The sequence below is a fragment of the Cupriavidus basilensis genome (genome assembly GCF_000832305.1).
Lineage (GTDB): Bacteria > Pseudomonadota > Gammaproteobacteria > Burkholderiales > Burkholderiaceae > Cupriavidus > Cupriavidus basilensis_F.
Genome location: NZ_CP010536.1, coordinates 1,052,430 through 1,076,629, shown reverse-complemented (window position 1 = coordinate 1,076,629; position 24,200 = coordinate 1,052,430). Strand labels below are relative to the sequence as shown.

The following is a 24,200-nucleotide window of genomic DNA, read 5'->3' as shown; positions in this document are numbered from 1 at the left end:
AGGCAGGAAACGCTAATGACCATTACCGGCGAAATGCTGATCGGCGCCAGCGCAGTGCGCGGCACTACCAAGATCCTCCACGCCACCAACCCGGCCACGGGTGAAGTCCTGGCACCGGAGTTCCATGGCGGCGGCGCCGCCGAGGCCGAGCGCGCCTGCGCACTGGCCGAGGCCGCGTTCGACACCTACCGCAACACCTCGCCGGAGACCCGCGCCAGGTTCCTGGAATCGATCGCCAGCGGCCTGGAAGCCCTGGGCGATACGCTGATCGAGCGCGCCCACGCCGAGAGCGCATTGCCTGTTGCGCGTCTGCAGGGCGAGCGCGCCCGCACCGCCGGCCAGCTACGCCTGTTCGCCAGCGTGCTGCGCGATGGCCGCTGGCAATCCGCCACACTCGACTCCGCCCTGCCGGAGCGCACGCCGCCACGCCCCGACCTGCGCTTGCAGAAGATCGCGGTCGGCCCGGTGGCGGTGTTCGGCGCCAGCAATTTCCCGCTCGCGTTTTCGGTAGCCGGCGGCGATACCGCATCCGCGCTGGCGGCCGGCTGCCCGGTCGTCGTCAAGGCGCACTCTGCCCACCTCGGCACCTCCGAGCTGGTCGGGCGCGTGATCCAGAAGGCCGTGGCCGATGCCGGCCTGCCCGAAGGCGTGTTCTCGCTGCTGGTGGGCGCGGGCGTTGCCGTGGGCACGGCCCTGGTCGCGCATCCGTCGATCCAGGCAGTGGGCTTCACCGGCTCGCGCAGCGGCGGCCTGGCGCTGGTGCAGACGGCCAACAGCCGTCCCCAGCCGATCCCCGTCTATGCGGAAATGAGCAGCATCAACCCCGTGTTCCTGCTGCCCGCGGCCCTGGCCGCCCGCGGCGCGCAAATCGCGCGCAATCTGGTGGATTCGCTGGTGATGGGCGTAGGCCAGTTCTGCACCAACCCGGGCCTGCTGCTGGCAGTGGAAAGCCCGGCGCTGGACGTGTTCCGCCAGGGCGCGATTGCAGCGTTGGCGGAAAAAGCGGCGGCGACCATGCTGACGCCCGGAATCAGCCAGGCTTACGACAACGGCGTGGCCCAGCTCAGCGATATCGAAGGGCTGCGCCGCATCGGCAGTGGCCAGACCGCCAGCGGCCCCAACCAGGCCCGCCCCGCGCTGTTCGAAACCACGGCGGAGCGTTTTCTTGCGGACCACCGCATGGAAGCCGAAGTGTTTGGCCCATCCTCGGTACTGGTCGTATGCCGTGACCACGAGGAGATGCTGGCGGTAGCGCGCCGCCTGGAAGGCCAACTGACCGCCACCGTGCAAGCGGATGCGGGGGATCGTGCCGAGGCAGGCAGCCTGCTGACCGTGCTCGAGCGCAAGGCCGGGCGCGTGCTGTTCAACGGCTATCCGACGGGCGTGGAAGTATCGTACGCCATGGTGCACGGCGGCCCGTTCCCCGCCACGTCCGACACGCGCGCCACCTCGGTCGGCGCCAGCGCCATCGAGCGCTTCCTGCGCCCGGTGTGCTACCAGAACGTGCCGGCGGAACTGCTGCCGCCTGCGCTGCAGGATGGCAACCCGCTGAAGGTGTGGCGCCTCACCGACGGGCAACTGGCCCGCGACTGATCCCGATTGATCCCGCGCGCAAGCATGGAAAAAGGGCCGGAATTTCCGGCCCTTTTTCTATCGCGCTAGCTGAGTATTACGCGACATTACGCGGCATTGCGCTCGATGGCAGCCGGCGCCTGCGGCGGCTGGATCACCGGCGCATTCCCGCGCGAGCGGCCCGAGCTGAGATAGTCGGCGATCGACTCCTGCGTGACCTCGCCCAGGTAGACGCCATCGGCATCGACCACCGGCAGCCAGCTGGTGTTGTGCTGGTACATGCGCGAGAGCACGATGCGCAGGTGCTCGTCGAACGCGGCGGTCGCCATGAATGGCCGCATTGCATCCGCGCACACGCCCCGCCCGGCGCGCGCATCGCGCCGCGTGACGTAGCCCAGCGCGCGCTGCGCGTCGTCCACCACCGGCAGGTGACGCACGTCGGCCTCGTCCATGATGGCGAACGCCTGCGCCAACGGCATGCCGGAGCTGCAGGTTTGCGCCATGGTGGCGGCGTCGCCGGCGCGCACCAGCAGCAGGCGCTTGAGCGTGTTGTCGTGGCCGATGAAGGCTTGCACGAAATCGTCGGCCGGACGTGCCAGCAGTGCATCGGGATGATCGAACTGCACCAGCTTGCCGCCGCGGAACACGGCCACGCGGTCGCCCAGCTTGATGGCCTCGTCGATGTCGTGCGAGACCATGATCACGGTCTTGCCGAGCTGGCGCTGCATCAGGAAGAACTCGTTCTGGATGCTCTCCCGGTTGATCGGGTCCACCGCGCCGAACGGCTCGTCCATCAGCAGCACGGGCGCATCCGCCGCCAGCGCGCGGATCACGCCGATGCGCTGCTGCTGCCCGCCCGAGAGTTCGCGCGGATAGCGGGTGAGCATCTTGCCGGGATCGAGCTGCACCATCGACATCAGCTCGCGCGCGCGCTCGCGGCTGCGCTTCTTGTCCCAGCCCAGCAGGCGCGGCACCACCATGATGTTCTCCTCGATGGTCATGTTGGGGAACAGGCCGATCTGCTGGATCACGTAGCCGATCTTGCGGCGCAGCGTGACTTCGTCCACGCGGGAGGTGTCCTCGCCGTCGATCAGCACGCGGCCGGAGCTCGGCTGGATCAAACGGTTGATCATCTTGAGCGTGGTGGTCTTGCCGCAGCCCGAGGGGCCGAGGAAGACGCAGATCTCGCCCTTGGGCACCGTGAGCGAAACAGCATCGACGGCGCGCACTTCGGCGCCGTCTTTTTGCCTGAAGGTCTTGGTGAGTTGGTCGAGTTCAATCATGTTCAGCGAATTCCTTTCGGTGTCAGCACCCGCTGCAACCACTGCAGGCAGGCATCGGCCACGATGGCGAGCACGCTGACCAGCACCGCGCCGATCGCCAGCTTGCTCATATTGCTCTGGCTGATCGCTTGCAGGATCAGCACCCCGAGGCCACCCGCGCCGATGATGGCGGCAATGGTGGCCACGCCGATATTCATCACCACGGCGGTACGCACGCCGCCGAGGATGACGGGCACGGCCAGCGGCAGATCCACCAGCCGCATGCGCTGCCAGGTGGTCATGCCGATGCCGCGCCCGGCTTCCTGGATGCCGTCGTCGACATTGGCCAGCGCCACGCAGGTATTGCGCATGATCGGCAGCAGCGAATACAGGAACACCGCGGTCACCGCCGGCACGTAGCCCAGCGCGTGGCCAAAGCGCGCGAAGATCGGGATCATCAGCCCGAACAGCGCGATCGACGGCAGGGTCAGCACGATGGTGGCCAGCGTCAGCAGTGGCGTGGCGAGAAAGCGGAAGCGTGCGCACAGGATGCCCAGCGGCACGCCGACGACGATCGCCAGGCCCACCGAGGAACCCACCAGCGCCAGGTGCTGGCCGGTGAGCTTGAGCAGCGTCGGCCAGCTGTGTTGTAGGTAAGTCAGCAAGTCCATGCGGCCGTCCTCAGATCAGGCCGCGGTCGCGCAGGAATTCCTGCGCCACCTTGTCGACCGGCTGCTGGTCGATATCGACCTTGTAGTTCATCGCGGTCATGGCCGCGTTGTCGAGCTGGACCGCCAGCGCGTTGAGCAGGCCCGCGAGCTCGGGATGCGCATCCAGCGTTGCCTTGCGCACCACGGGCACCGCGTTATAGGCGGGGAAGAAGTGCTGGTCGTCTTCCAGCAGCACCAGGTCGAAGCCCTTGACGCGGCCATCGGTGGTGTAGACCAGCCCCAGTTCGACCTGGTCGTTCTTCAGCGCGGTGTAGACCAGGCCGGGATCGAGCTGGATCACGTCGCGGCGCGAGAACGGCAGCTTGTAGAGCCCCTTGAGCGGTTCCAGCCCGTCGGGACGCGCGGCGAACTCCATGTCGACCGCGAACGGATGGGCGGTGCCCTCGCCGGCGGCGCGCATCTTCTCGGCGAAGGCCGACAACGTGGTCACGCCAGCGGCTTCGGCACGCTTTCTCGGCATCGCCAGCGCATAGGTGTTGTTGATGCCGGAGGCGTCGAGCCAGATCAGGCCGCGCGCGGCGTCAAGCGTCTTGACGCGCTCGTAGCTCTCGTCGGCGCCGAGCTTTTCCTCGACCTTGTTGAACACGATCAGCGCCGTGCCGGTGTAGTCCCACACCACGTCGAGCTGGCCGCTTTCCATGGCCTGGCGCATCAGCGTGCTGCCCAGGCCGGCGGTGAGCTCGGTGGTGAAGCCTTTGGCCTGCAGGTACTGCGTTGTCATCGACGACAGGATCAGCTGTTCGGTGAAATTCTTGCCGCCTACGCGAACGGTATCGGCGTGCGCCGGCAGCGCCATGGCCGCCACTGCGGCAAGCACGGCGAGGCTCGCAAGCATGCGTGCCTGGCCACGGGCCGCGTGGCCCGCGCGGGCCAGCACGCTTGTGATGAAATGCATCGGGTTCTCCTTCATGTTCGGTGCGCCCCTGCGCGCCTTAGCGTGCCAGCCCGCGGCGGCGCAGGTAGCAATAACCGGCAGCGGCAAACAGGCCATCGAGGGCGAGCGCCAGCAGCGCTGTGGCCGCGGCGCCCAGCAACAGCAGGGGCTGGTTGTTCAGGTAGATGCCGGGAAAAATCAATTCGCCCAGGCTGTTGGCGCCGATCAGGAAGGACAGCGGCACCGTGCCGACATTGATCACCAGGCTGATGCGCACGCCCGCCAGGATCACCGGCAGCGCGTTGGGCAGCTCGACCCGGAACAGGCGCTGCATGGCGGTCATGCCAAGGCCGCGCGCGGCCTCGGTCAGTGCCGGGGAAACGCCGAGCAAGCCCTCGCAGGTATTGCGCACGATCGGCAGCAGCGAAGCCAGCCACAGCGCCAGGATGGCGGGACGCTCGCCAATGCCGAGCACGGCCAGGGCCAGCGCCAGCACCGCCAGCGATGGCACGGTGTTGCCGATATTGAAGACCTGCATCAGGCGGTCGGCCCAGCGGCGCATGCAAGGGCGGCTCAGGCCGATGCCAGCCGGGATGCCAGTGACCAGCGCCAGCGCCATCGACCACGCCACCAGGCGCAGGTGGTCGGCAACGTCGTACCACAGGCGGTCCTGATATTGCAGGATGACATCCACGCCAATCCAGGTGATCAGAGCGGCCAGCGCAGCGAGCGTGAGACATCCCCAGGCCAGCGCCTGTACGGATTGCTTGGACATATTCCCCTCTGTCCGCATGCCAGATGTGGGCACGAGAAACCACATCCGGATTGACGGACGAACAAAGTGGGCTCAGGCGGGTGCAAATGGGGGCCCGCCGGCCCTGACTAGATTGCCTTGCCCGCCATGACCGGCAGATGAGCCGGTGGACGGACGCCGGGTTTCACGCTGGAGAGCGGGAAACCCAATTGAAGGGACACCGTGCCGGTAAGGGCGGGAGTCCCGGAAGCGGCGCAACCCGCTGCAAGATGCAGGAACGGGAGGCCAGTGGCAGCGCAAATTTGGTGGTTCCGACGCGCCGCCGGATCAATCGGCCGGTGCCACGCTTGGGCAAGCAAGGGGTTGTGGCGGCACTCAGAAGCGCCTGCCGGGCCCTGCCCACTCAATTTGATTATGCGGCATCGGATGACAACGAGAGCGCTATTATACCCAATTACAGCGATCTTGTCATCATCACGCCTTCTCCGCGCTTTCGCGCCACTTTCCGCCCGTATTCCGGCCGTATTTATCAGGCTTCGCCCGGTATCCCGGCGCCACTCGCGTTGTTCCAGAATTGAGGCGCGTCGAGGGACCAGCCGTACCATGGGCAGAACAATCTTTTGCCCGGTTGGCCTCTACCGGTTCTGGCCCAAACCCTTAAATTACGAGGGTAGCCATCGGGGCCGCGCGCCATTGCCGCCCCCCCCAACCAACAGGAGATCGATCATGGAACAACACACGGCCAGCCCTACCACCCCCACCGTCCCGGCCACCGCCACGGAAACCGTGCAGCGCTCACGCGCGGTCGACCGCGTGGTGCGCGGCATCGCCACCTCGGACGGCGCCGGTGTCAAGCTCACCCGCGTGCTCACGCAGAACCTGCAGCGCCGCCTGGACCCGTTCCTGATGCTGGACGCGTTTGGCACCGATAGCCGCGACGACTATATTGGCGGCTTCCCCGACCACCCGCACCGCGGCTTCGAGACCATCACCTATATGCTGGCCGGCCGCATGCGCCATCGCGACAGCGCCGGCAACGAGGGCCTGCTGGAAAACGGCGGCGCCCAGTGGATGGTGGCCGGCGCCGGCGTGGTGCACTCGGAGATGCCCGAGCAGGAAGACGGCCGCATGGAAGGCTTCCAGTTGTGGCTGAACCTGCCCGCCGCGGACAAGATGACGGCGCCCTGGTACCGGGACCTGCCGGCCGCCGCCGTGCCCACGGTAGCGCTGCCGGGCGGCGCCACCGTGCGCGTGCTGGCGGGCGCCTCGCACGGGGTGGCTGGCGCGGTCACGCGCCCGGTCACGGAGCCGCTCTACCTGGACGTCTCGCTGCCGGCGGGGCAGACCTTCTCGCAAGCGCTGCCGCAAGGGCATAACGCCTTCCTGTACACCTATCGCGGCGAGATCGCGGTTGGCGCGGGCAGCAACGCCGCCGTGCTGGAAGCGCAGCGCATGGGTGTGCTGGACAACGCCGCCGGCGCTGACGGGGTCAATGTCACGGCCACGGCCGATGCGCGCTTCCTGCTGATCGCGGGCAAGCCGCTGGGCGAGCCGATCGTGCAGTATGGGCCGTTCGTGATGAACACCCAGGAGGAGATCTACCAGACCCTGGCCGATTTCCGCGAAGGCCGCTTCAACCAGATCGCGCTCAGCAACGGCGCCTGACAAGCTGTGAGCCATCTGGGGCGGCATTGCGCTGCCCCATTCCGGCATTGCCCGGGGCGCCCGGCCCCGGCCCCGGCCCCGGCCCTCTCCCTTCGCGACTCCCCCACGCTTTTCGCAAACTGCACGCCAGTTTCGCGCAAATCGGCCATGCTGGCCGCCCTCGGCGGCCCGGCCTTCCACGCAGCCGCCGAAAATGCCCGGCATGCGACTTGCAACCTGCTTGTATCCGTTGTGGGGCCGAGAAAACTGGCCTGGCCAGGTCGTCCGAACCCCACACACTTATATAATCCACGGTTAATAAACGGCATCACCGCCCAATGATGGTTGCTGCAATGCGTAACGGCGATCCTGCCCCACGCACTGCAGCAGGTGCTGCCCGATACATAACGAACATTGATCCACGTTGCTGCCATAACAACTCGAGCCGCCTCAGTGACCTTAAGCACAACCCCAAGGCTGGCGCTTGCCCATATCAGCAAGCGCTACCCCGGCGTGACCGCCAACGACGACGTGTCCCTCGTCGTCGCCCCCGGCGAAATCCACGCCGTGCTCGGCGAGAACGGCGCCGGCAAGTCCACCCTGATGAAAATCATCTTTGGCGCGGTCAAGCCGGATGCCGGCGACATGCACTTCAACGGTGCGCGCGCCGCGATCCACAATCCGCACGACGCACGGAACCTGGGCATCGCGATGGTGTTCCAGCATTTTTCGCTGTTCGACACGCTGACCGTGGCCGAGAACATAGCCCTTGGCCTGCCCCGGGGCAGCAAGACGGCCGCCGGCAGCCCGCATGCGGGCACCAATATGAAGCAGCTGGCCGAGCAGATCCGCGAAACCGCCCTGCGCTATGGCCTGCCGCTGGAGCCGAACCGCCATGTGCACACCTTGTCGGTCGGCGAGCGCCAGCGCGTGGAAATCGTGCGGGCGCTGTTGGCCAAGCCGCAACTGCTGATCCTGGACGAGCCGACTTCCGTGCTGACGCCGCAAGCGGTGCAAACCCTCTTCATCACGCTGCGCCAGCTGGCGGCGGAAGGCACCAGCATCCTCTACATCAGCCACAAGCTCGACGAGATCCGCGAGCTTTGCCATAGCGCCACCGTGATGCGCATGGGCCGAGTCACCGGCGTGTGCGATCCGCGCCAGGAAAGCGCGGCCTCGCTGTCGCGCCTGATGATCGGCGGCGAGCCGCCGCGCGAGGCACGCGTGCAGACCGAGCCTGGCGTCTGCCGGCTGGCGGTGCGCGAACTCTCGCTGCCGCGCTCGCATGCGTTCGCGACGGAACTTGCCGGCATTTCGCTGGACCTGCGCGCCGGCGAGATCGTTGGCATCGCCGGCGTGTCCGGCAACGGCCAGCAGGAATTGCTGGCGGCGCTGTCGGGCGAGGATGTGCGCGCCGCGCGCGATGCCATCACGCTGGACAACAAACCGGTGGGCAAGCTGGACGCGCGCCAGCGGCGCCGTGCCGGGCTGGCCTTCGTGCCCGAGGAACGCCTCGGCCGTGGCGCCGTGCCGGGCATGAGCCTGGCCGCGAATATCCTGCTTTCGCACCAGTCCGCGCCCTATGTGCAGCGCGGCATGATTTCGCCCAAGGCCGCCGCAGGCCTGGCGCAGGCCGTGATCGCGCGCTTGCGCGTGAAGGCCAGCGGGCCCCACGCGCTGGCCAAGAGCCTGTCGGGCGGCAACCTGCAGAAATTCATCGTCGGCCGCGAGATCGAAAGCGGCCCGAAGGTACTGATCGTGGCCCAGCCGACCTGGGGCGTGGATGTGGGCGCCGCGGCGCAGATCCACAACGAGCTGCTGGCGCTCAAGGCCACCGGCTGCGCATTGCTGGTGGTGTCGGAAGAACTGGACGAACTGTTCGCCATCTGCGATCGCCTGCACGTGATTGCCAAGGGCCGGTTGTCGCCGTCGATTCCAACGCGGGACGCCACGCGAGAGCAGGTGGGCCTGTGGATGAGCGGTCTTTGGGAAGGCGGGCCAGGCGGCCGGCGCGAACAAGAGGAGGCCGTGCACCATGGCTGATTTCCTCCCTCGCTCGCCACTGTCGCTGGCACCGCGCGGGTTGCCCTCGCGCCGCATGGCCTATGCCTCGCCCTTCATCGCGCTGGCCTTGACGCTGGCCTTCGGCGCGCTGCTGTTCCTGCTGCTCGGCAAGGATCCGGTGGCCGCGCTCAAGGTGTTCCTGATCGACCCGCTCAAAGACCGCCGCGCCATCGGCGAAGTGCTGCTCAAGACCGTGCCGCTGGTACTGTGCGCGCTCGGGCTTTCCGTGTGCTATCGCGCCAATATCTGGAACATCGGCGCGGATGGCCAGCTCATCGTCGGCGGCATCTTCGCCGGCGCCACCGTCTTGTACTTCGATGTGCCGGGCCATGGCGTGAACGGCACCGTGGTGCTGGTGCTGGCCTCGCTGGCCGGCGTGGCCGGCGGCATGTTCTGGGCATCGCTCACCGCCGCGCTCAAGGACAAGTTCAACGCCAACGAGATCCTGGTGTCACTGATGCTGACCTATATCGCGCAGCAGTTGATGCTGTACGTGGTCAATGGGCCGCTGAAGGATCCCAACGGCATGAACTTCCCGCAGTCCAAGGTGTTCTCCTCCGAGTTCCTGCTGCCCAACCTGATGTCGGGCTCGCGCCTGCACGCGGGCTTTGTGGTGATGCTGGTGCTGGTGGTGCTGATGACCGTTTTCATCTTCCGCAGCTTCGCGGGCTACCGCCTGCAGGTGGGCGGCACCGCCCCGGCGGCGGCGCGCTATGCCGGCTTCTCGGCGCGCCGTTCACTGTGGAGCGCACTGATGATCTCCGGCGGCACCGCCGGCCTGGCGGGCGCGTTCGAAGTCACGGGCCCGATCGGCCAGTTACTGCCCTCGATCTCGCCCGGCTACGGCTTCACCGCGATCATCGTGGCCTTCGTGGGCCGCCTGCATCCGGTGGGCACCGTGTTCGGCGGCATCGTCATGTCGCTGTTCTATATCGGCGGCGAAATGGCTCAGTCGCGCCTGGGCCTGCCTTCGGCGCTGGGCTCGGTGTTCCAGGGCATGCTGCTGTTCTTCCTGCTGGCCAGCGATACGCTGATCGACAACCGCCTGCGCTGGCGCGCCAAGGCCGCCTGAGCGGAACCCCCAAGACATGGAACAACTCGCCCCTCTTATCGCCACCGCGATCAACGCCGGCACGCCGTTGCTACTGGCGGCGCTTGGCTTGCTCATCAACGAACGCGCCGGCGTGCTCAACCTGGGCGCCGAAGGCATGATGCTGGTCGCCGCCGCGTTCGGCTTCATGGTCGGCTACCAGACCCAGTCGCCGCTGATCGGCTTTGCCGCCGGCGCGCTGGCTGGCATGCTGATGGCCACGCTGTTCTCGTGGCTGGCGCTGGTGCTGGCCACCAACCAGGTCGCCACCGGCCTGGCGCTGTCGATCTTCGGCACCGGGCTGTCGGCATTCATGGGCCAGCGCTTTGTTGGCTTTGCGATGCCGTCGCAGGCCAAGTCGATTCCCTGGCTGGCCGATATTCCGTTCTTCGGGCCGGCCTTCTTCCAGCAGCACTGGATGGTGTATTTCAGCCTGTTCCTGTGCGGCGCCATCATGTGGTTCCTGTTTCGCACGCGCGCGGGGCTGACGCTGCGCGCGATCGGCGAATCGCCGGAATCCGCGCATGCGCTGGGCTATCCGGTGCGCCTGATCCGCTTTGGCGCGCTGTTGTTCGGCGGCGCCTGCTGCGGGCTGGCCGGCGCCTACCTGTCGCTGGTGTACACGCCGATGTGGGTGGAAAACCTGGTGGCCGGCCGTGGCTGGATCGCGCTGGCGCTGACCACCTTCGCCACCTGGCGCCCGGGCCGCGTCTGGGCCGGAGCCTGGCTGTTCGGCGGCGTCACCATCCTGCAGTTCTACCTGCAGGGCATTGGTGTATCGGTGCCGTCGCAGATCCTGTCGATGCTGCCCTATGCCGCGACCATCGTCGTGCTGGCGCTGATCTCGCGCAACCCAGCGTGGATCCGTCTGAACATGCCGGCCTCGCTGGGCAAGCCGTTCCGCCCGGGTGCCGCCTGACCGATGCTGTGGCCGTGCCTGCCCGGCGCCGCGCTGGGCAGCGCCGCGCTTTCTGTTTTTGTTTTTGCTTTTATAAAGTCCGTCAGAGACTTCAGGCTTCAACCCCTCGTAGCTCAGAGCCACAGTTGCAACCTTAATCAAAACATCGGTACTCAGTACCCCGGTCATTTCAAGGAGAAATCATGATCGTCACGCGCAGGAAAACCCTCGCCGCACTGGCTGCCACCGCCGTGCTGGCTCTCGCGGGCTGCGGCAAGAAAGAAGCCGAAAAGCCGGCGGAAAGCGCGGCTCCGGCCTCCGCTCCCGCCGCCGAGCAAAAGGCCGAGCCGCTCAAGGTCGCCTTCGTCTACATCGGCCCGGTCGGCGATGCCGGCTGGACCTACGCCCATGATGCCGGCCGCAAGGCCGTGGAAGAAAAATACGGCGACAAGGTGAAGACGTCCTTCGTCGAGAACGTGCCCGAATCCGCCGCCGATGCCGAGCGCGTGTTCCGCGATCTCGCCGGGCAAGGCAACAAGGTCATCTTCGGCACCAGCTTCGGTTACATGGAATCGATGCTCAAGGTCGCCAAGGAATTCCCGGACGTGAAGTTCGAGCACGCCACCGGCTTCAAGACCGCCGACAACCTGGCCCAGTACGACGTGCGCACCTATGAAGGCGCATACCTGGCTGGTGTGGTCGCCGGCAAGATGAGCAAGACCGGCAAGATGGGCGTGGTGGCGTCGGTGCCCATCCCCGAGGTGATCCGCAACATCGACTCGTTCACCATCGGTGCGCGCAGCGTCAACCCCAAGGCCACCGTCAAGGTGGTGTGGGTGAACAAGTGGTTTGATCCGGGCAAGGAGCGCGAAGCCGCTACCACGCTGATCGGCCAGGGCGTGGACATGCTGATGCAGAACACCGACTCCGCCGCCGTCGTGCAGACCGCACAGGAAAAGGGCGTGTACGCATTCGGCTGGGACAGCGACATGAGCAAGTTCGGCGAGAAGGCCCACCTGGCCGCCTCGGTGATCTCGTGGGGCGTCTACTACAACAAGGTGGTCGGCGACGTGCTGGCTAACCAGTGGAAGAACGGCACCACGTGGTGGGGCGTCAAGGAAGGCATGATCGACCTGAAGGGCTTCAACGCCGTGGTGCCGGATGACGTGAAGGCACTGGTGGAAGAGCGCAAGAAGGGCATCGCCGACGGCTCGGCTCCGATCTGGAAGGGTCCGCTCAAGGACAACACCGGCAAGGAACAGCTGGCCAAGGACCAGGCAGCCGACGACGGCTTCCTGCACGGCGTCAAGTTCTACGTCGAAGGCGTGGAAGGCAAGATCCCGGGCTGATCACCAGCGCCGGTTTAGCGGTTGCCGGCAGCCTGCGCTCGCAGCGCTGCCGGCACGATGGCGTGGTGCTTCTCGCGCCCCGCCACCTGCCCTGCACGTCCGTCACCGGATGTCGTTCGGGTCACCCCTCCCCCACCTGAACGCCCCGCGGAACTTGAAGCGCCGAAGATTGGCCCAAGCTATCTGCGAGTGGCGCCATCGCCCGCGCCGCTTGGCATTTGTGGAAAGTGAAGGAGGCCCCTCATGTGGAAACGATTCTCGGCACTGTGGACCCTGGTGCGCCGCGACGGCCGCCTGCTGTGGTACGCGCTTCGCCATCCCGACGCCCCACGCTGGTTGAAGCCGGCCGCGCTAGGCCTGGTGCTGTATGCCATTTCGCCCATTGACCTGATTCCCGACTTCATCCCCGGCCTTGGCCTGATGGACGATGTGGTGCTGATCCCGCTGGCGGTGCACTTCATCCTCAGGCGCCTGCCCGCGCACGTGTTGCGGCAGGCCGAGGCGCGCGCCGGCGCCCAGACGGTGCGAGCCCGCTAAACGGGCCGGCGGTTCGCACCAGGCTTGCGCTTCAGGGCAGCAGCACGGTCGTGCCAGTGGTCTTGCGGCCTTCCAGGTCGCGATGCGCCTGCGCCACATCCGCCAGCGCGTAGCGTTGGCGGACTTCAATCTTCACCCGGCCGCTGGTCACCATCTCGAACAACTCGGCCGCCATCGGCTCCAGCAATTCGCGATGGACCACATAGGTCATCAGCGTTGGCCGCGTGATGCGCAGCGAACCCTTGTTGCCCAGCACGGACAGATCGAACGGCGGCACCGGGCCGGATGCATTGCCGAACACCACCATGGTGCCGCGCGGCTTCAGGCAATCCAGCGAGCCGTTGAAGGTATCCTTGCCAACCGAGTCGTAGACCGCGGCGACGCCCTTGCCGCCGGTGATTTCCTTGACCTTGTCGACGAAGGATTCACGCGTGTAGACGATGGTGTAGTCGCACCCATGCGCGCGCGCCAGCGCGGCTTTTTCCTCGCTGCCGGCGGTACCGATCACGGTGGCGCCCAGCGCCTTGAGCCATTGGCTGGCGATCAGGCCAACGCCACCCGCGGCGGCGTGCAGCAGCACGGTGTCTCCTGCCTGCACGCGATAGCTGTCGCGCAGCAGGTACTGCGTGGTCAGGCCCTGCAGCATCATCGCCGCGCCCTGCTCGAACGAGATGGCGTCCGGCAGGCGCACCACGATATCGGCCGGCATGACCCGCACCTGCGCATAGGCGCCAGTGGGACGGCCGGCATAAGCAACACGGTCGCCCACGCTCAGGTGCCCCACGCCCGCGCCAACCGCCTCCACCACGCCGGCGCCTTCCATGCCGAGGCCAGCCGGCAGCGGCTGCTTGTACAGCCCGGTGCGGAAATACACGTCGATGTAGTTGAGGCCGACCGCCTCGTGCCGCACGCGCACCTCACCGGGGCCGGGATCCCCCACCTCGACGTCGACCCACTGCATCACCTCCGGGCCGCCGGTCTCGAAAATGCGGATGGCCTTGCTCATGTCTCGCTCCTTTTCCAGTTGCTGCGTGTTGGTATGTATTGGTACGTCTTGATGCCGAAGTGCATCAGCCCGACGCGGCTTACTCCGGGTACATCCGCCGCAGCTCCGCAATCAGCAGATCCGCGGTGGCCACATTGGTGGCACAGGGCACGTTGTGCACGTCGCAGGCGCGCACCAGGGCATTGATATCGGGCTCGTGCGGTTGCGGCGTCATGGGGTCGCGCAGGAAAATCACCACGCCCACGCGGCCTTCGGCCAGTTGCGCGCCGATCTGCAGGTCGCCGCCCCAGGGGCCGGAGAGCATGCGCGTCACCGTCAGGCCGATTTCGTCGCTCAGGCGGCCGCCCGTGGTACCGGTGGCCAGCAGTTCGCAACGGGACAGGAAATCGCGATGGCGGCCAGCAAAAGCCACGATGTCATCTTTCTTGTGGTCGTGCGCAATCAGCGCAATACGAGGGGGAGTCATCGGCATCATCCTAGCCAATCAGAGAAAGGCCGGACCCGCACGGCCCGGCCGGAAAACACCCGCGGCAGTCGCTTAGAACGTGCCGGGGTAGGCGCCGCCGTCGAGGAGCACGTTCTGCCCGGTCATGTAAGCGGCGTGGCGGCTGCACAGGAAGGCGCAGGTGGCGCCAAACTCGGCCGGCTCGCCAAAGCGGCGGCTCGGGTTCTGCGCGGCGCGGCGCTTCGAGACTTCCTCGATCGACAGGCCGGCCTGCCTGGCGCCGCCTTCCATGGTCTTGTAGAGGCGATCCGTATTGAACGGGCCGGGCAGCAGGTTGTTCACGGTCACGCCGTGCTGCGCCACTTCGCGCGCCAGGCCGGCGACAAAGCCGGTCAGGCCCGAGCGCGCGCCGTTGGACAGGCCGAGCACATCGATCGGCGCCTTCACGGCGCCGCTGGTGATGTTGACGATGCGGCCCCATTTGCGCGCGATCATGCCGTCCACCGTGGCCTTGATCAGCTCGATCGGGGTCAGCATGTTGGCGTCGATCGCCGCCAGCCAGGCGTCGCGGTCCCAGTCGCGGAAATTGCCCGGAGGCGGGCCGCCGGCATTGTTGACCAGGATGTCCAGGTCGCCCAGCTTGGCGACGGCTTCCAGCGCCAGCTTTCGCCCCGCCGGGGTGGTGATGTCGGTGGCGACCGCCATCACGCGCCGGCCGTGGCGCGCGCGCAGGTCCGCCGCGGCTTTTTCCAGCGCCTCGGCGCCGCGCGCCACGATCACCACATCCACGCCTTCGGCAGCCAGCGCGTCAGCGCAGGCAAAACCGAGGCCCTTGCTGGCGCCACACACCAGCGCATGCTTGCCGCGCAATCCTAGATCCATCTCATCGACTCCTTGTGTCATCAAGGCGGCCACCCGCCTGCTTGTTATCCAGCGTATCCATCGCATTGCCGCCGCGACGAGCAGCCTGGGCCTTGCCCGCGGCCCCGCTCTTGGCCACCCCGCGCGCCGACAGCAAATATATCCCGCCCATCACCAGCGCGCTGCCGGCGAGCTGCACGCCGGTGATCGGCTCGCCCAGCAGCCAGAAGCCCAGGAACAGGGTGGATACCGGTCCGAGCATACCCGCCTGCGACGCCATCGGCGCGCCGATGCGCGCCACCGCCACCATCGTCAGCGACACCGGCAGCACTGTGCAGAAGACGGAATTGACTAGCGAAAGCCACATCACGGGGGCCGGCTGCAGCAGCTCCGCCAGCGGGCGGCGCAGCACCAGATATTGCACCACGCAGCACGCGGTGGAAACGCACATCGCATAGGCCACCAGCCGCAGCGAACCGATGCGCTGCACCAATTCGCCTGACGCGATCAGGTAGATGCCGTAGGTCAGTGCGCTGCCGAGCACCAGCGCGGCGCCAAGCCACACCTGGGCGCCGCTCACGTCGAGATCATGCGCGAAAACCAGCACGATGCCTATATAGGCCAGCGCCAGGGAAAGCCACTGCCGCAAGCTGATGCGCCGCTTGAACAGCACGGCGCTGGCCAGCAGCACGAAGGACGGCGTGAGGAACAGGATCAGCCGCTCGAGCCCGGCCGTGATGTATTGCAAGCCGAGGAAGTCGAGGAAGCTGGACAGGTAGTAGCCGATGATGCCGAGGAACACGATGCGGCCGCGATCGGCCCAGGACAGCGCCGGCAGGCGCCGCGACTGCCACCAGCCGATCGCCATGAACAACGGCACGGCAAACAGCATGCGCAGGCTGATGACCATGACCGCATCGACCTGGTAACGGTACATCAGCTTGGCGACGATCGCCTTGCCGGAAAAAAGGATGGCGCCGACGGCAGCCACGGCCAGGCCGGCGCGCTGCGCTGCCGGCTCGGCGGCAGGCACGGTGCGGGAAAGTTGGGATGCAGACAAGAGAGAAGCCGGATAGTGGGGCCGCGCGCCGCTGGACGCGGGCGGCCCGCCAGGGACGCGAGCCATTGTATTCGAAAAGAGGCAATTGCATCCGGGGCACATTGTGCTGCGCGCAGGTGTTGGGCGGCGTGCCCCAACCCTCCCTTTGAGGAACCATCCTGCAACGCCGCCAGCCGCGGCAGCAAGCAGCAGCCTACCGCGCCGGCTACATCTTCCATACCGTGGCATGTGTCGTGCCGATGGCCGCGGTGCCTGCGTGGCGCCGCCTCCTTCCGGTGCCTCGGCTTTCGCTATGTGGGACGGCGCACCTTCACGCCGTAGCCGCCCGGCTAAGCTCTGCCAAGGAGAGTCCCGCGCTGCGTGCCGCCTTGTGCCAACCGCAGCCCTGGCGAGCCGGAACGGGGAGACTGGTCGTGGATGGCACGGACCGAAGCAAGCAATACGATGTACTGGACCTGATCCGCGCGCTGGCCGCGGGCCTGGTCTGCCTTGGCCATGTCCGGGCGCTGGTCATCGTCGACTATGCGGCGAGCGGGCCGCATGGCGGCGCGGCCGGCGTGGCGCTGCAGTTGTTCTATGCGCTATGCAGCGTCGGCCACGAATGCGTGATCGTGTTCTTCCTGCTCTCGGGCTACCTGGTGGGCGGCACCGTGCGCCGCAAGATGACGCGTGGCGACTGGTCCTGGCGCAGTTATCTGGCCGACCGCATGACACGGCTATGGATCGTGCTGCTGCCCGCGCTGCTGCTCGGGCTGTTCTGGGACAGTACCGGGATCCACCTGGCGTGGGGGCCGTTCTACCAGGGCACCGAGGGCAACGCGGCCCAGCAGATCGATATCTCGCATAACCTCGGCGCCGCGGCATTGTTTTGCAACGCGGCGTTCCTGCAAACCCTTGCCTGCCAGACCTATGGCTCCAACGGGCCGTTGTGGAGCCTGGCCAACGAATTCTGGTACTACCTCTGGTTCCCTGCGCTATACGGCGCCTGGCACCTGCGCCGCACGCCGCAGGTGTTGCTGTGCGCAGTGGCGGCGCTGGTCACGATGAGCCTGTTCCACGGCCTGGTCGAAGGCTTCTCGTTCTGGCTGCTGGGCGTGCTGGCGCAAGCCCTGGAAGCGCGGCTGACGCAGATCGCAACGATCGCGCGGCTCGCGCGGCGCAAGTGGCTGGTGCTGCCGGCGCTGCTGGTGTTCCTGGCCGCCATTGCACTGACCAAGCACAAGCCGTACGCCGATGCCGCTGTCGCGCTGGGCTTCTTCGTGCTGTTGCTGGCCGTGCTGTCGACCCGCATCCGCATCGGCCATGCTGGCTTGTCGCGCCTGGCGACGTTGGCTTCCGGGTTCTCGTACTCGCTCTACCTGACGCATTTCCCGCTGGCCCTGTTCGTCGCCGCGGCCCTGGTCAAGGTCCGCCTGCCTGTCAGCGCCGGCAGCCTGGGCCTGGCCACGCTGATCCTGCTGGGCTGCTATGCCTATGCCTTTGCGGTCTACTGGGTGTTCGAGCGCAATACCCAGCGCGTGCGCGGCCTGCTCGGGCGCCCGGCGCTGCCGGGGGCGCAGCGCGGGCAGAATATCTAGCCGCCATGCCGTTGCCTGGCCAGCCAGCCTGCCTGCCTGACTGGCAACCCTGGCAGCCAGCCTGAAACTGCCGTAAGCTCGCCGGTCGGCGCGTCAAACGCGCGCCGCATAAGAAAAACCAGGAGCATTCATGACGGCAGCACCCCTCGCTAATCTTTCCTCGCGCATTCCCGTTCCAGTCGAAAAGCAGACCGCCACCCGCCCGCTGCTGATCGCCGCCGCGATTGCCGTGCTCGCAAGCGGCTGGCTGCCCTCGGCCGCCAGCGCGGCCGATTACCCCGTCAAGCCAATCCGCTTCATCGTGCCTTACGCCGCAGGCGGCACCACCGACCTCGTGGCGCGCACGGTCGGCCAGAAGGTCGCGGAGAAACTCGGCCAGCCCGTGGTGGTCGAGAACCGCCCCGGCGCTGGCGGCAATATCGGCATGGAGGCGGTCGCCAAGGCCGCGCCGGACGGCTACACCATCGGCTTCGGCGCCATCTCGACCAATGCGTTGAACCCGCATATCTACAAGCACGTGCCGTTCGACCCGCGCAAGGATTTCACCGCGGTCAGCCTGCTTGGCACCTCGACCATCGTGCTGGAAGTCAGCAACAGCCTGCCGGTGAAGAACGTGGCCGAGCTGGTCAGCTACGCCAAGGCCCATCCCGGCCTGACCTACGCCACCGCGGGCACCGGCACGTCCATGCACCTGGCGGGCGCGATGTTCTCGCAGATGACGCAAACGGGCCTGACCCATGTGCCATACAAGGGCAGCAGCCCGGCTATCAACGACATGCTGGGCGGCCACTTGCAGGTGATGTTCGACAACCTGCCCGCCTCGCTGCCGCACATCCAGGGCGGCAAGCTGCGCGCGCTGGCGGTGGCCGGCAAGAGCCGCTCGCCGGCGCTGCCGAACGTGCCGACGCTGGCCGAGGCCGGCCTGGCGGGCTACGCCGTCGAGCCGTGGTTCGGCGTGTACGGCCCGGCCGGGCTGCCCGCGCCGGTGGTGCAGGCACTCAATGCCGCCTTCGTCGCGGCGCTGGGCAATGCGGACGTAAAGGACAAGCTCGGGCAGGCAGGCTTCAACCCCAAGGGCTCGAGCGCGGCTGACCTGCAGTCGCTGACGCTGTCCGAGTACGAGAAATTCGGCAAGGTCGCCAAGAGCGCCAGCATCTCGGTGGATTGAGCGCAGGCGGAGCTGCGCGCTTGCGGCGGGAGGATCGCCGGGGGCGCGCGGCTGCGCATCCATTACAATCCGGCTGCAACGGGCCCTCGCGCCCACTCCTGCCGCCTACCCGCCATGAAGCAAGATCCGCGTTTCCCCAAGCTGTACATCCTCGATCACCCGCTGATCCAGCACAAGCTCTCCCATATGCGCGACAAGGACACCTCCACGCGCACGTTCCGCGAGCTGCTGCGGGAGATCACGCTGCTGATGGGCTATGAAATCACGCGCGACCTGCCGCTGACCACGCGCCGCATCGAGACGCCCTTGGTGGAGCTGGACGCACCGGTGATCGCCGGCAAGAAACTCACCATCGTGCCGGTGCTGCGCGCCGGCGTGGGCATGAGCGACGGCCTGGTCGAGCTGATTCCCTCGGCCCGCATCGGCCATATCGGCGTCTACCGCGACGACCAGCACCGCCCGGTGGAATACCTGGTGCGCCTGCCCGACGTGGAAGACCGCAGCTTTATCCTGTGCGACCCGATGGTTGCCACCGGCTACTCCGCCGCGCATGCGGTGGATGTGCTCAAGCGCCGCGGTGTCAAGGACGATGCGATTACGTTCGTGGCGCTGGTAGCTGCGCCGGAAGGCGTCGAAGTATTCCAGAAGGCACATCCCGGCGTGAAACTGTTCGTCGCCTCCCTGGACAGCCACCTGGACGAGCACGCGTACATCATCCCCGGCCTGGGCGATGCGGGCGACCGGCTGTTCGGCACCAAGAACTGAGTTTTACTGCCCGCCCCGAGGCCAATCCCAGGATCCGGACCCGATACGAACGCTGTCTGCGCCCGGCTTGACCGGCCTCAATCTCCCTGGCCCCTGCTCTCCCTAGACTATCGGCAGCGGCATACCGGACGGTGTGCCTCACCTGACTTGGGAGACCCACATGGCAGCCTTGAAGATCCTGTTTTCGACCCCCACCGGGCTGATGAGCCTGGCCGTCATTGCCTTCATCATCGGCATGGGCTGGTTCTTCACCCGGCTGTTCCTGCGCAAGATGCGGGAGGACGAGGCAGCGGCGCAACGCCGCTAAGAGGCAAGCCCCGCGCGCTGGCGTGATCGCCGACGGACCGGCTGGCCGATACCACGCCATGGCTATGCGCCGCGCCCACCGATCTCGCCGGGCGTGGCACACCGGAGCGGCCTAGGTGTGCCCCCCGTACCCTACTTCTTCTTGCCTGAGCCCAGCAAGCTGCCCAGCACGCCGCGAATCAGCTCGCGCCCGACCTGCGAGCCTACCGTGCGCGCAGCCGACTTGGCCATCGACTCCAAGATGGAATCGCCGCGCCCGGTCTTGCCCGTGCCCTTGGTCAGCCCGCCGAAGATCTCGCCCGCCTGTTCCAGCCAGCCGCCGCCCTGTGCGGGCGGGGCTTCGGGCTGGCCGGCCGTGGGCACGGGCGCGGGTGCGCCGCCGCCAGCAGCGGGAGCAGCCGCGGGCACGGCGGCACGGCCCTTGAGCTTCTCGTAGGCCGACTCGCGATCGATGGTCTGCTCATAGGTGCCGGCCACCAGCGAGTTCGCCAGCAACTGTTTGCGCTCGTCGTCGGTGATCGGGCCGATCCGGCTGCCAGGCGCCAGCACCCAGGCGCGCTCCGTCATGCCGGGGATGCCCTTGGCGTCCAGCAACGACACCAGCGCCTCGCCCACGCCGAGCTCCCCGATGGCTTTTTCCAGATCCAGCCCCGGCTTGGCCCGCATGGTGGTAGCCGCCACCTTGACGGCCTTCTGGTCACGCGGCGTGAAGGCGCGCAGCGCGTGCTGCACGCGGTTGCCAAGCTGGCCCAGCACGGTATCGGGGATGTCGACAGGATTCTGCGTGACGAAATACACGCCAACGCCCTTGGAGCGGATCAGCCGCACCACCTGCTCGATCTTGTCAAGTAGTGCCTTGGGCGCATCGTTGAACAGCAGGTGCGCCTCGTCGAAAAAGAACACCAGCTTGGGCTTGTCAAGATCGCCCGCCTCGGGCAGTTTCTCGAACAGCTCCGACAACAGCCAGAGCAGGAAAGTGGCGTAGAGCTGGGGCGAATTCAGCAGCTTGTCGGCGGCCAGGATGTTCACCACGCCCTGCCCGTTCTCGGTCTGGATGAAGTCGTCCAGGTTGAGCATGGGCTCGCCGAAGAACACGTCGGCGCCTTGCGACTCCAGCGCCATCAGCCCGCGCTGGATGGCCCCGATCGAGGCCGCGGAGATGTTGCCGTATTCGGTGGTGAACTGCCCGGCGTTGTCGCCCACATACTGCAGCATGGCGCGCAGGTCCTTGGCGTCGAGCAGCAGCAGCCCGTTGGCGTCAGCGATGCGGAAGACCAGGTTGAGCACGCCCTGCTGGGTGTCGTTGAGTTCCAGCATGCGCGACAGCAGCAGCGGCCCCATATGGGAGACCGTGGCGCGCACGGGATGGCCCTTTTGCCCGAACACATCCCACAGGGTGGTGGGGCAGGCGCCCCACACCGGCTCGGGCAGGCCGAGCTCGGCCAGGCGTGCCTTGAGTTTGTCGGAGAGCTTGCCCGGCTGGGAAATGCCGGTCAGGTCACCTTTGACATCAGCCATGAAGACCGGCACGCCCAGCCGGGAGAAGCCCTGGGCCAGGCTTTGCAGGGTCACGGTCTTGCCGGTGCCGGTGGCGCCGGTGATCAAGCCGTGCCGGTTGCCCATCTCGGGCAGCAGGGCAAGTTCCAGCTCGGCGTTCTTGGCGATGATGATGGGTTCGGCCATGGTCTCTCTGGTTGGCAAGCCGCGCGGCGCTTTCGCCGCGACCGTCCCCGCCCTTCCCGGCGGCGCCCGTGATCGGGAGGCCGGCGGCGGCGGGGCCGCGTGATAAAATGCTTGGCTGATTATGCCAGCCCCCAAGGCCGGCTCACAGACACATAAACCACCCGGCGCGCCGCCAGCGAGCACCCGTTGCCCGCCCGGCACAGCCGGCGCGCAAAGCCAAGGCGCGCGCGTCAAACATTTTCCGCTTCGGAGAGAATCATGGCCGGTCACTCAAAATGGGCCAATATCAAACACAAGAAGGCCGCGGCTGACTCCAGGCGCGGCAAGGTCTGGACCCGCCTGATCAAGGAAATCACCGTCGCCGCGAAGCTCGGCGGCGCTGATCCCGACTCCAACCCGCGCCTGCGCCTGTCCATGGACAAGGCAATGGATGCGAACATGCCCAAGGACAACATCCAGCGCGCCATCCAGCGCGGCGTGGGTGGCCTGGAAGGCGCCAACTACGAAGAAATCCGCTACGAGGGCTACGGCCTTGCCGGCGCGGCGATCATCGTCGACTGCCTGACCGACAACCGTACCCGTACCGTCGCCGAAGTGCGTCATGCCTTCTCCAAGAACAGCGGCAACATGGGCGCGGAAGGCTCCGTGGCATTCATGTTCACCCATTGCGGCCAGTTCCTGTTTGCTCCCGGCACGCCCGAGGACAAGCTGATGGAAGCCGCGCTGGAAGCCGGCGCCGACGACGTGGTCACCAACGACGACGGCTCGATCGAAGTGCTTTGCCCGCCCAATGACTTCGGCACGGTCAAGGCCGCGCTGGAAGCCGCGGGCTTCAAGGCCGAGATGGCCGACGTCACGATGAAGCCGCAGAACGAAGTCAGCTTCGCCGGCGACGATGCCATCAAGATGCAAAAGCTGCTCGACGCCCTGGAAAACCTGGACGACGTGCAGGAAGTCTTCACCAACGCGGTGATCGAGGAGTAAGGCGGGGATCGGACAAGACCTCGCCTCACGGCGGCAGCGCGGTTCGATGAGCCATGGCTGCCGCTTTTCGCATTTCGCATGCGTCATTTTTTCTGGCAGTAGATCATGAAAGTATTGGTTGTCGGCTCGGGTGGTCGTGAACACGCGATGGCCTGGAAATTGGCCCAGTCGCCCAAGGTGCAGGTGGTGTACGTGGCGCCGGGCAACGGCGGCACCGCGCTCGACAAGCGGCTGCAGAATGTGCCCCTGACCGATCCGGAAGTGCTCGCCGCCTTCGCCGAGCGCGAAGGCGTGAGCTTCACCGTGGTCGGCCCCGAAGCGCCGCTGGCGGCCGGCATCGTCGATATCTTCCGTGCCAAGGGCCTGCGCATCTTCGGCCCGACGCAGGCGGCGGCCCAGCTGGAATCCTCCAAGGATTTCGCCAAGGCCTTCATGCAGCGCCACGGCATCCCGACCGCCGCCTACCAGACCTTCAACGACGCCGCCGCCGCGCACGCGTATATCGATGCGCAAGGCGCGCCGATCGTGATCAAGGCCGACGGCCTGGCCGCCGGCAAGGGCGTGGTGGTTGCCGCCACGCTGGCAGAAGCGCACGCCGCGGTCGACATGATGCTGGCCGACAATCGCCTCGGCGACGCCGGCGCACGCGTGGTGATCGAGGAATTCCTCGAGGGCGAGGAAGCCAGCTTCATCGTGCTGGTAGACGGCAAGAACGTCCTGGCACTCGCCACCAGCCAGGACCACAAGCGCCTGCTCGATCACGACGCCGGCCCCAATACCGGCGGCATGGGCGCGTACTCGCCGGCCCCCGTGGTCACGCCCGCGCTGCATGCCCGCGCGCTGCGCGAGATCATCATGCCGACCGTGCGTGGCATGGAAAAAGACGGCATCACGTACACCGGATTCCTCTATGCCGGCCTGATGATCGACAGCGAAAGCAACCTGAAGACGCTGGAGTTCAACTGCCGCATGGGCGACCCGGAAACCCAGCCGATCCTGGCGCGCCTGAAGACCGATCTGGTCGATGTGATGGAGCACGCCGTCAACGGCAAGCTCGACGAGATCGAACTGGACTGGGACCGCCGCACCGCGCTGGGCGTGGTGATGGCCGCCTTTGGCTATCCCGATGCGCCGCGCAAGGGCGATGCCATTACCGGCATCCCGGCCGAGACCGACGACAGCGTGACCTTCCACGCCGGCACCACGCTCAACGATGGCACGCTGCTGACCACGGGCGGACGCGTACTGTGCGTGGTCGGGCTGGCCGATACCGTCAAGGCGGCACAGCGCGCGGCTTATGGCGCGGCCGAGAAGATCCACTTCGACGGCATGCAGTACCGTACCGACATCGGCTACCGTGCCATCAAACGGTAAGGGACGATAAATCTGCTGCGCGACCCATGGCGAGCCCTGCGGTGCCCGCCATGGGCTGCCCACTACGATTTCTTCGCCCTTTACGGTGGTTCGTGCTGAATTAGCCGAATCCGGCCAGGCGTTGCCTCAGCCAGTACAATCATGACATCGCCATGACGGCCGGGCAGGTTGACTGACCTGCCCGGCCGTCACCGCT

Annotated in this window: 23 protein-coding genes; 14 read left to right on the top strand and 9 right to left on the bottom strand. The window is 66.8% G+C overall.

Annotated features, from left to right (window positions below; all coding sequences use genetic code 11):
• Window positions 1-15 precede the first annotated feature (15 nt).
• Complete coding sequence (locus RR42_RS04830) at window positions 16-1,593, top strand: aldehyde dehydrogenase (NADP(+)) (RefSeq protein ID WP_043344585.1); 1,578 nt, start codon at window positions 16-18, stop codon at window positions 1,591-1,593.
• An 86-nt stretch (window positions 1,594-1,679) separates the two neighbouring features.
• Here RR42_RS04830 and RR42_RS04825 read toward each other — a convergent pair whose 3' ends face one another.
• From RR42_RS04825 to RR42_RS04810, 4 genes are all read right to left on the bottom strand, one after another.
• Window positions 1,680-2,855 (bottom strand): betaine/proline/choline family ABC transporter ATP-binding protein, encoded by a 1,176-nt coding sequence (locus RR42_RS04825; RefSeq protein WP_043344582.1) that lies wholly within the window; start codon window positions 2,853-2,855, stop codon window positions 1,680-1,682.
• A gap of 2 nt (window positions 2,856-2,857) precedes the next feature.
• Window positions 2,858-3,505: an ABC transporter permease gene (locus RR42_RS04820; RefSeq protein ID WP_043344580.1), complete on the bottom strand. Its 648-nt coding sequence runs from the start codon at window positions 3,503-3,505 to the stop codon at window positions 2,858-2,860.
• 10 nt (window positions 3,506-3,515) lie between these two features.
• Window positions 3,516-4,400, bottom strand: coding sequence for a glycine betaine ABC transporter substrate-binding protein (locus tag RR42_RS04815; RefSeq protein WP_236702032.1), 885 nt, complete (start codon window positions 4,398-4,400; stop codon window positions 3,516-3,518).
• 97 nt (window positions 4,401-4,497) lie between these two features.
• Entirely contained in the window at window positions 4,498-5,214 is a 717-nt protein-coding gene (locus RR42_RS04810; protein WP_043344577.1) for an ABC transporter permease, read from the bottom strand.
• 188 nt (window positions 5,215-5,402) lie between these two features.
• Between RR42_RS04810 and RR42_RS39460 the strand changes: the two genes are divergently transcribed.
• The 7 genes from RR42_RS39460 to RR42_RS04780 all read left to right on the top strand — a co-directional run bounded on the left by RR42_RS39460 (window position 5,403) and on the right by RR42_RS04780 (window position 12,775).
• A complete protein-coding gene (locus RR42_RS39460; protein ID WP_144409740.1) occupies window positions 5,403-5,771 on the top strand; it encodes a hypothetical protein in 369 nt (122 codons plus the stop codon).
• 148 nt (window positions 5,772-5,919) lie between these two features.
• A complete protein-coding gene (locus RR42_RS04805) occupies window positions 5,920-6,858 on the top strand; it encodes a pirin family protein (RefSeq protein ID WP_043344575.1) in 939 nt (312 codons plus the stop codon).
• Between the two features lie 432 nt (window positions 6,859-7,290).
• Window positions 7,291-8,880, top strand: a complete 1,590-nt coding sequence (locus tag RR42_RS04800; protein WP_043344573.1) for an ABC transporter ATP-binding protein — start codon at window positions 7,291-7,293, stop codon at window positions 8,878-8,880.
• On the top strand, window positions 8,873-9,973 hold the full coding sequence (locus RR42_RS04795; protein WP_043344571.1) for an ABC transporter permease: 1,101 nt from the start codon (window positions 8,873-8,875) through the stop codon (window positions 9,971-9,973). Before RR42_RS04800 ends, RR42_RS04795 begins: the two co-directional genes overlap by 8 nt.
• A 16-nt stretch (window positions 9,974-9,989) precedes the next feature.
• Window positions 9,990-10,910, top strand: coding sequence for an ABC transporter permease (locus RR42_RS04790; protein WP_043344569.1), 921 nt, complete (start codon window positions 9,990-9,992; stop codon window positions 10,908-10,910).
• A gap of 182 nt (window positions 10,911-11,092) precedes the next feature.
• Entirely contained in the window at window positions 11,093-12,238 is a 1,146-nt protein-coding gene (locus tag RR42_RS04785) for a BMP family ABC transporter substrate-binding protein (RefSeq protein WP_043344567.1), read from the top strand.
• Window positions 12,239-12,481: 243 nt separating this feature from the next.
• Complete coding sequence (locus tag RR42_RS04780; RefSeq protein WP_043344566.1) at window positions 12,482-12,775, top strand: YkvA family protein; 294 nt, start codon at window positions 12,482-12,484, stop codon at window positions 12,773-12,775.
• A 31-nt stretch (window positions 12,776-12,806) separates the two neighbouring features.
• Here RR42_RS04780 and RR42_RS04775 read toward each other — a convergent pair whose 3' ends face one another.
• The 4 genes from RR42_RS04775 to RR42_RS04760 all read right to left on the bottom strand — a co-directional run bounded on the left by RR42_RS04775 (window position 12,807) and on the right by RR42_RS04760 (window position 16,147).
• Window positions 12,807-13,781 (bottom strand): quinone oxidoreductase family protein, encoded by a 975-nt coding sequence (locus RR42_RS04775; RefSeq protein ID WP_043344564.1) that lies wholly within the window; start codon window positions 13,779-13,781, stop codon window positions 12,807-12,809.
• Window positions 13,782-13,860: 79 nt separating this feature from the next.
• On the bottom strand, window positions 13,861-14,247 hold the full coding sequence (locus RR42_RS04770) for a methylglyoxal synthase (RefSeq protein WP_043344563.1): 387 nt from the start codon (window positions 14,245-14,247) through the stop codon (window positions 13,861-13,863).
• A 72-nt stretch (window positions 14,248-14,319) separates the two neighbouring features.
• Window positions 14,320-15,108, bottom strand: coding sequence for an SDR family oxidoreductase (locus RR42_RS04765; protein ID WP_043344562.1), 789 nt, complete (start codon window positions 15,106-15,108; stop codon window positions 14,320-14,322).
• A 1-nt stretch (window position 15,109) separates the two neighbouring features.
• On the bottom strand, window positions 15,110-16,147 hold the full coding sequence (locus tag RR42_RS04760; protein ID WP_236701977.1) for a DMT family transporter: 1,038 nt from the start codon (window positions 16,145-16,147) through the stop codon (window positions 15,110-15,112).
• Between the two features lie 413 nt (window positions 16,148-16,560).
• Here RR42_RS04760 and RR42_RS04755 point away from each other — a divergent pair, with 413 nt between their 5' ends.
• From RR42_RS04755 to RR42_RS38260, 4 genes are all read left to right on the top strand, one after another.
• Entirely contained in the window at window positions 16,561-17,724 is a 1,164-nt protein-coding gene (locus RR42_RS04755; protein ID WP_052494450.1) for an acyltransferase family protein, read from the top strand.
• 130 nt (window positions 17,725-17,854) lie between these two features.
• Window positions 17,855-18,892: a Bug family tripartite tricarboxylate transporter substrate binding protein gene (locus RR42_RS04750; protein WP_052494449.1), complete on the top strand. Its 1,038-nt coding sequence runs from the start codon at window positions 17,855-17,857 to the stop codon at window positions 18,890-18,892.
• 114 nt (window positions 18,893-19,006) lie between these two features.
• Entirely contained in the window at window positions 19,007-19,657 is a 651-nt protein-coding gene (gene upp, locus RR42_RS04745; RefSeq protein WP_043344561.1) for a uracil phosphoribosyltransferase, read from the top strand.
• A 160-nt stretch (window positions 19,658-19,817) separates the two neighbouring features.
• Window positions 19,818-19,964: a DUF3149 domain-containing protein gene (locus tag RR42_RS38260; RefSeq protein WP_006158366.1), complete on the top strand. Its 147-nt coding sequence runs from the start codon at window positions 19,818-19,820 to the stop codon at window positions 19,962-19,964.
• A gap of 131 nt (window positions 19,965-20,095) precedes the next feature.
• Here RR42_RS38260 and RR42_RS04740 read toward each other — a convergent pair whose 3' ends face one another.
• Entirely contained in the window at window positions 20,096-21,646 is a 1,551-nt protein-coding gene (locus RR42_RS04740; RefSeq protein WP_043344560.1) for a helicase HerA-like C-terminal domain-containing protein, read from the bottom strand.
• A 258-nt stretch (window positions 21,647-21,904) separates the two neighbouring features.
• Here RR42_RS04740 and RR42_RS04735 point away from each other — a divergent pair, with 258 nt between their 5' ends.
• Together RR42_RS04735 and purD are read left to right on the top strand one after the other, a co-directional pair.
• Complete coding sequence (locus tag RR42_RS04735) at window positions 21,905-22,630, top strand: YebC/PmpR family DNA-binding transcriptional regulator (protein WP_043344559.1); 726 nt, start codon at window positions 21,905-21,907, stop codon at window positions 22,628-22,630.
• 105 nt (window positions 22,631-22,735) lie between these two features.
• Complete coding sequence (purD, locus tag RR42_RS04730; RefSeq protein WP_043344558.1) at window positions 22,736-24,004, top strand: phosphoribosylamine--glycine ligase; 1,269 nt, start codon at window positions 22,736-22,738, stop codon at window positions 24,002-24,004.
• Window positions 24,005-24,200: the final 196 nt, after the last annotated feature.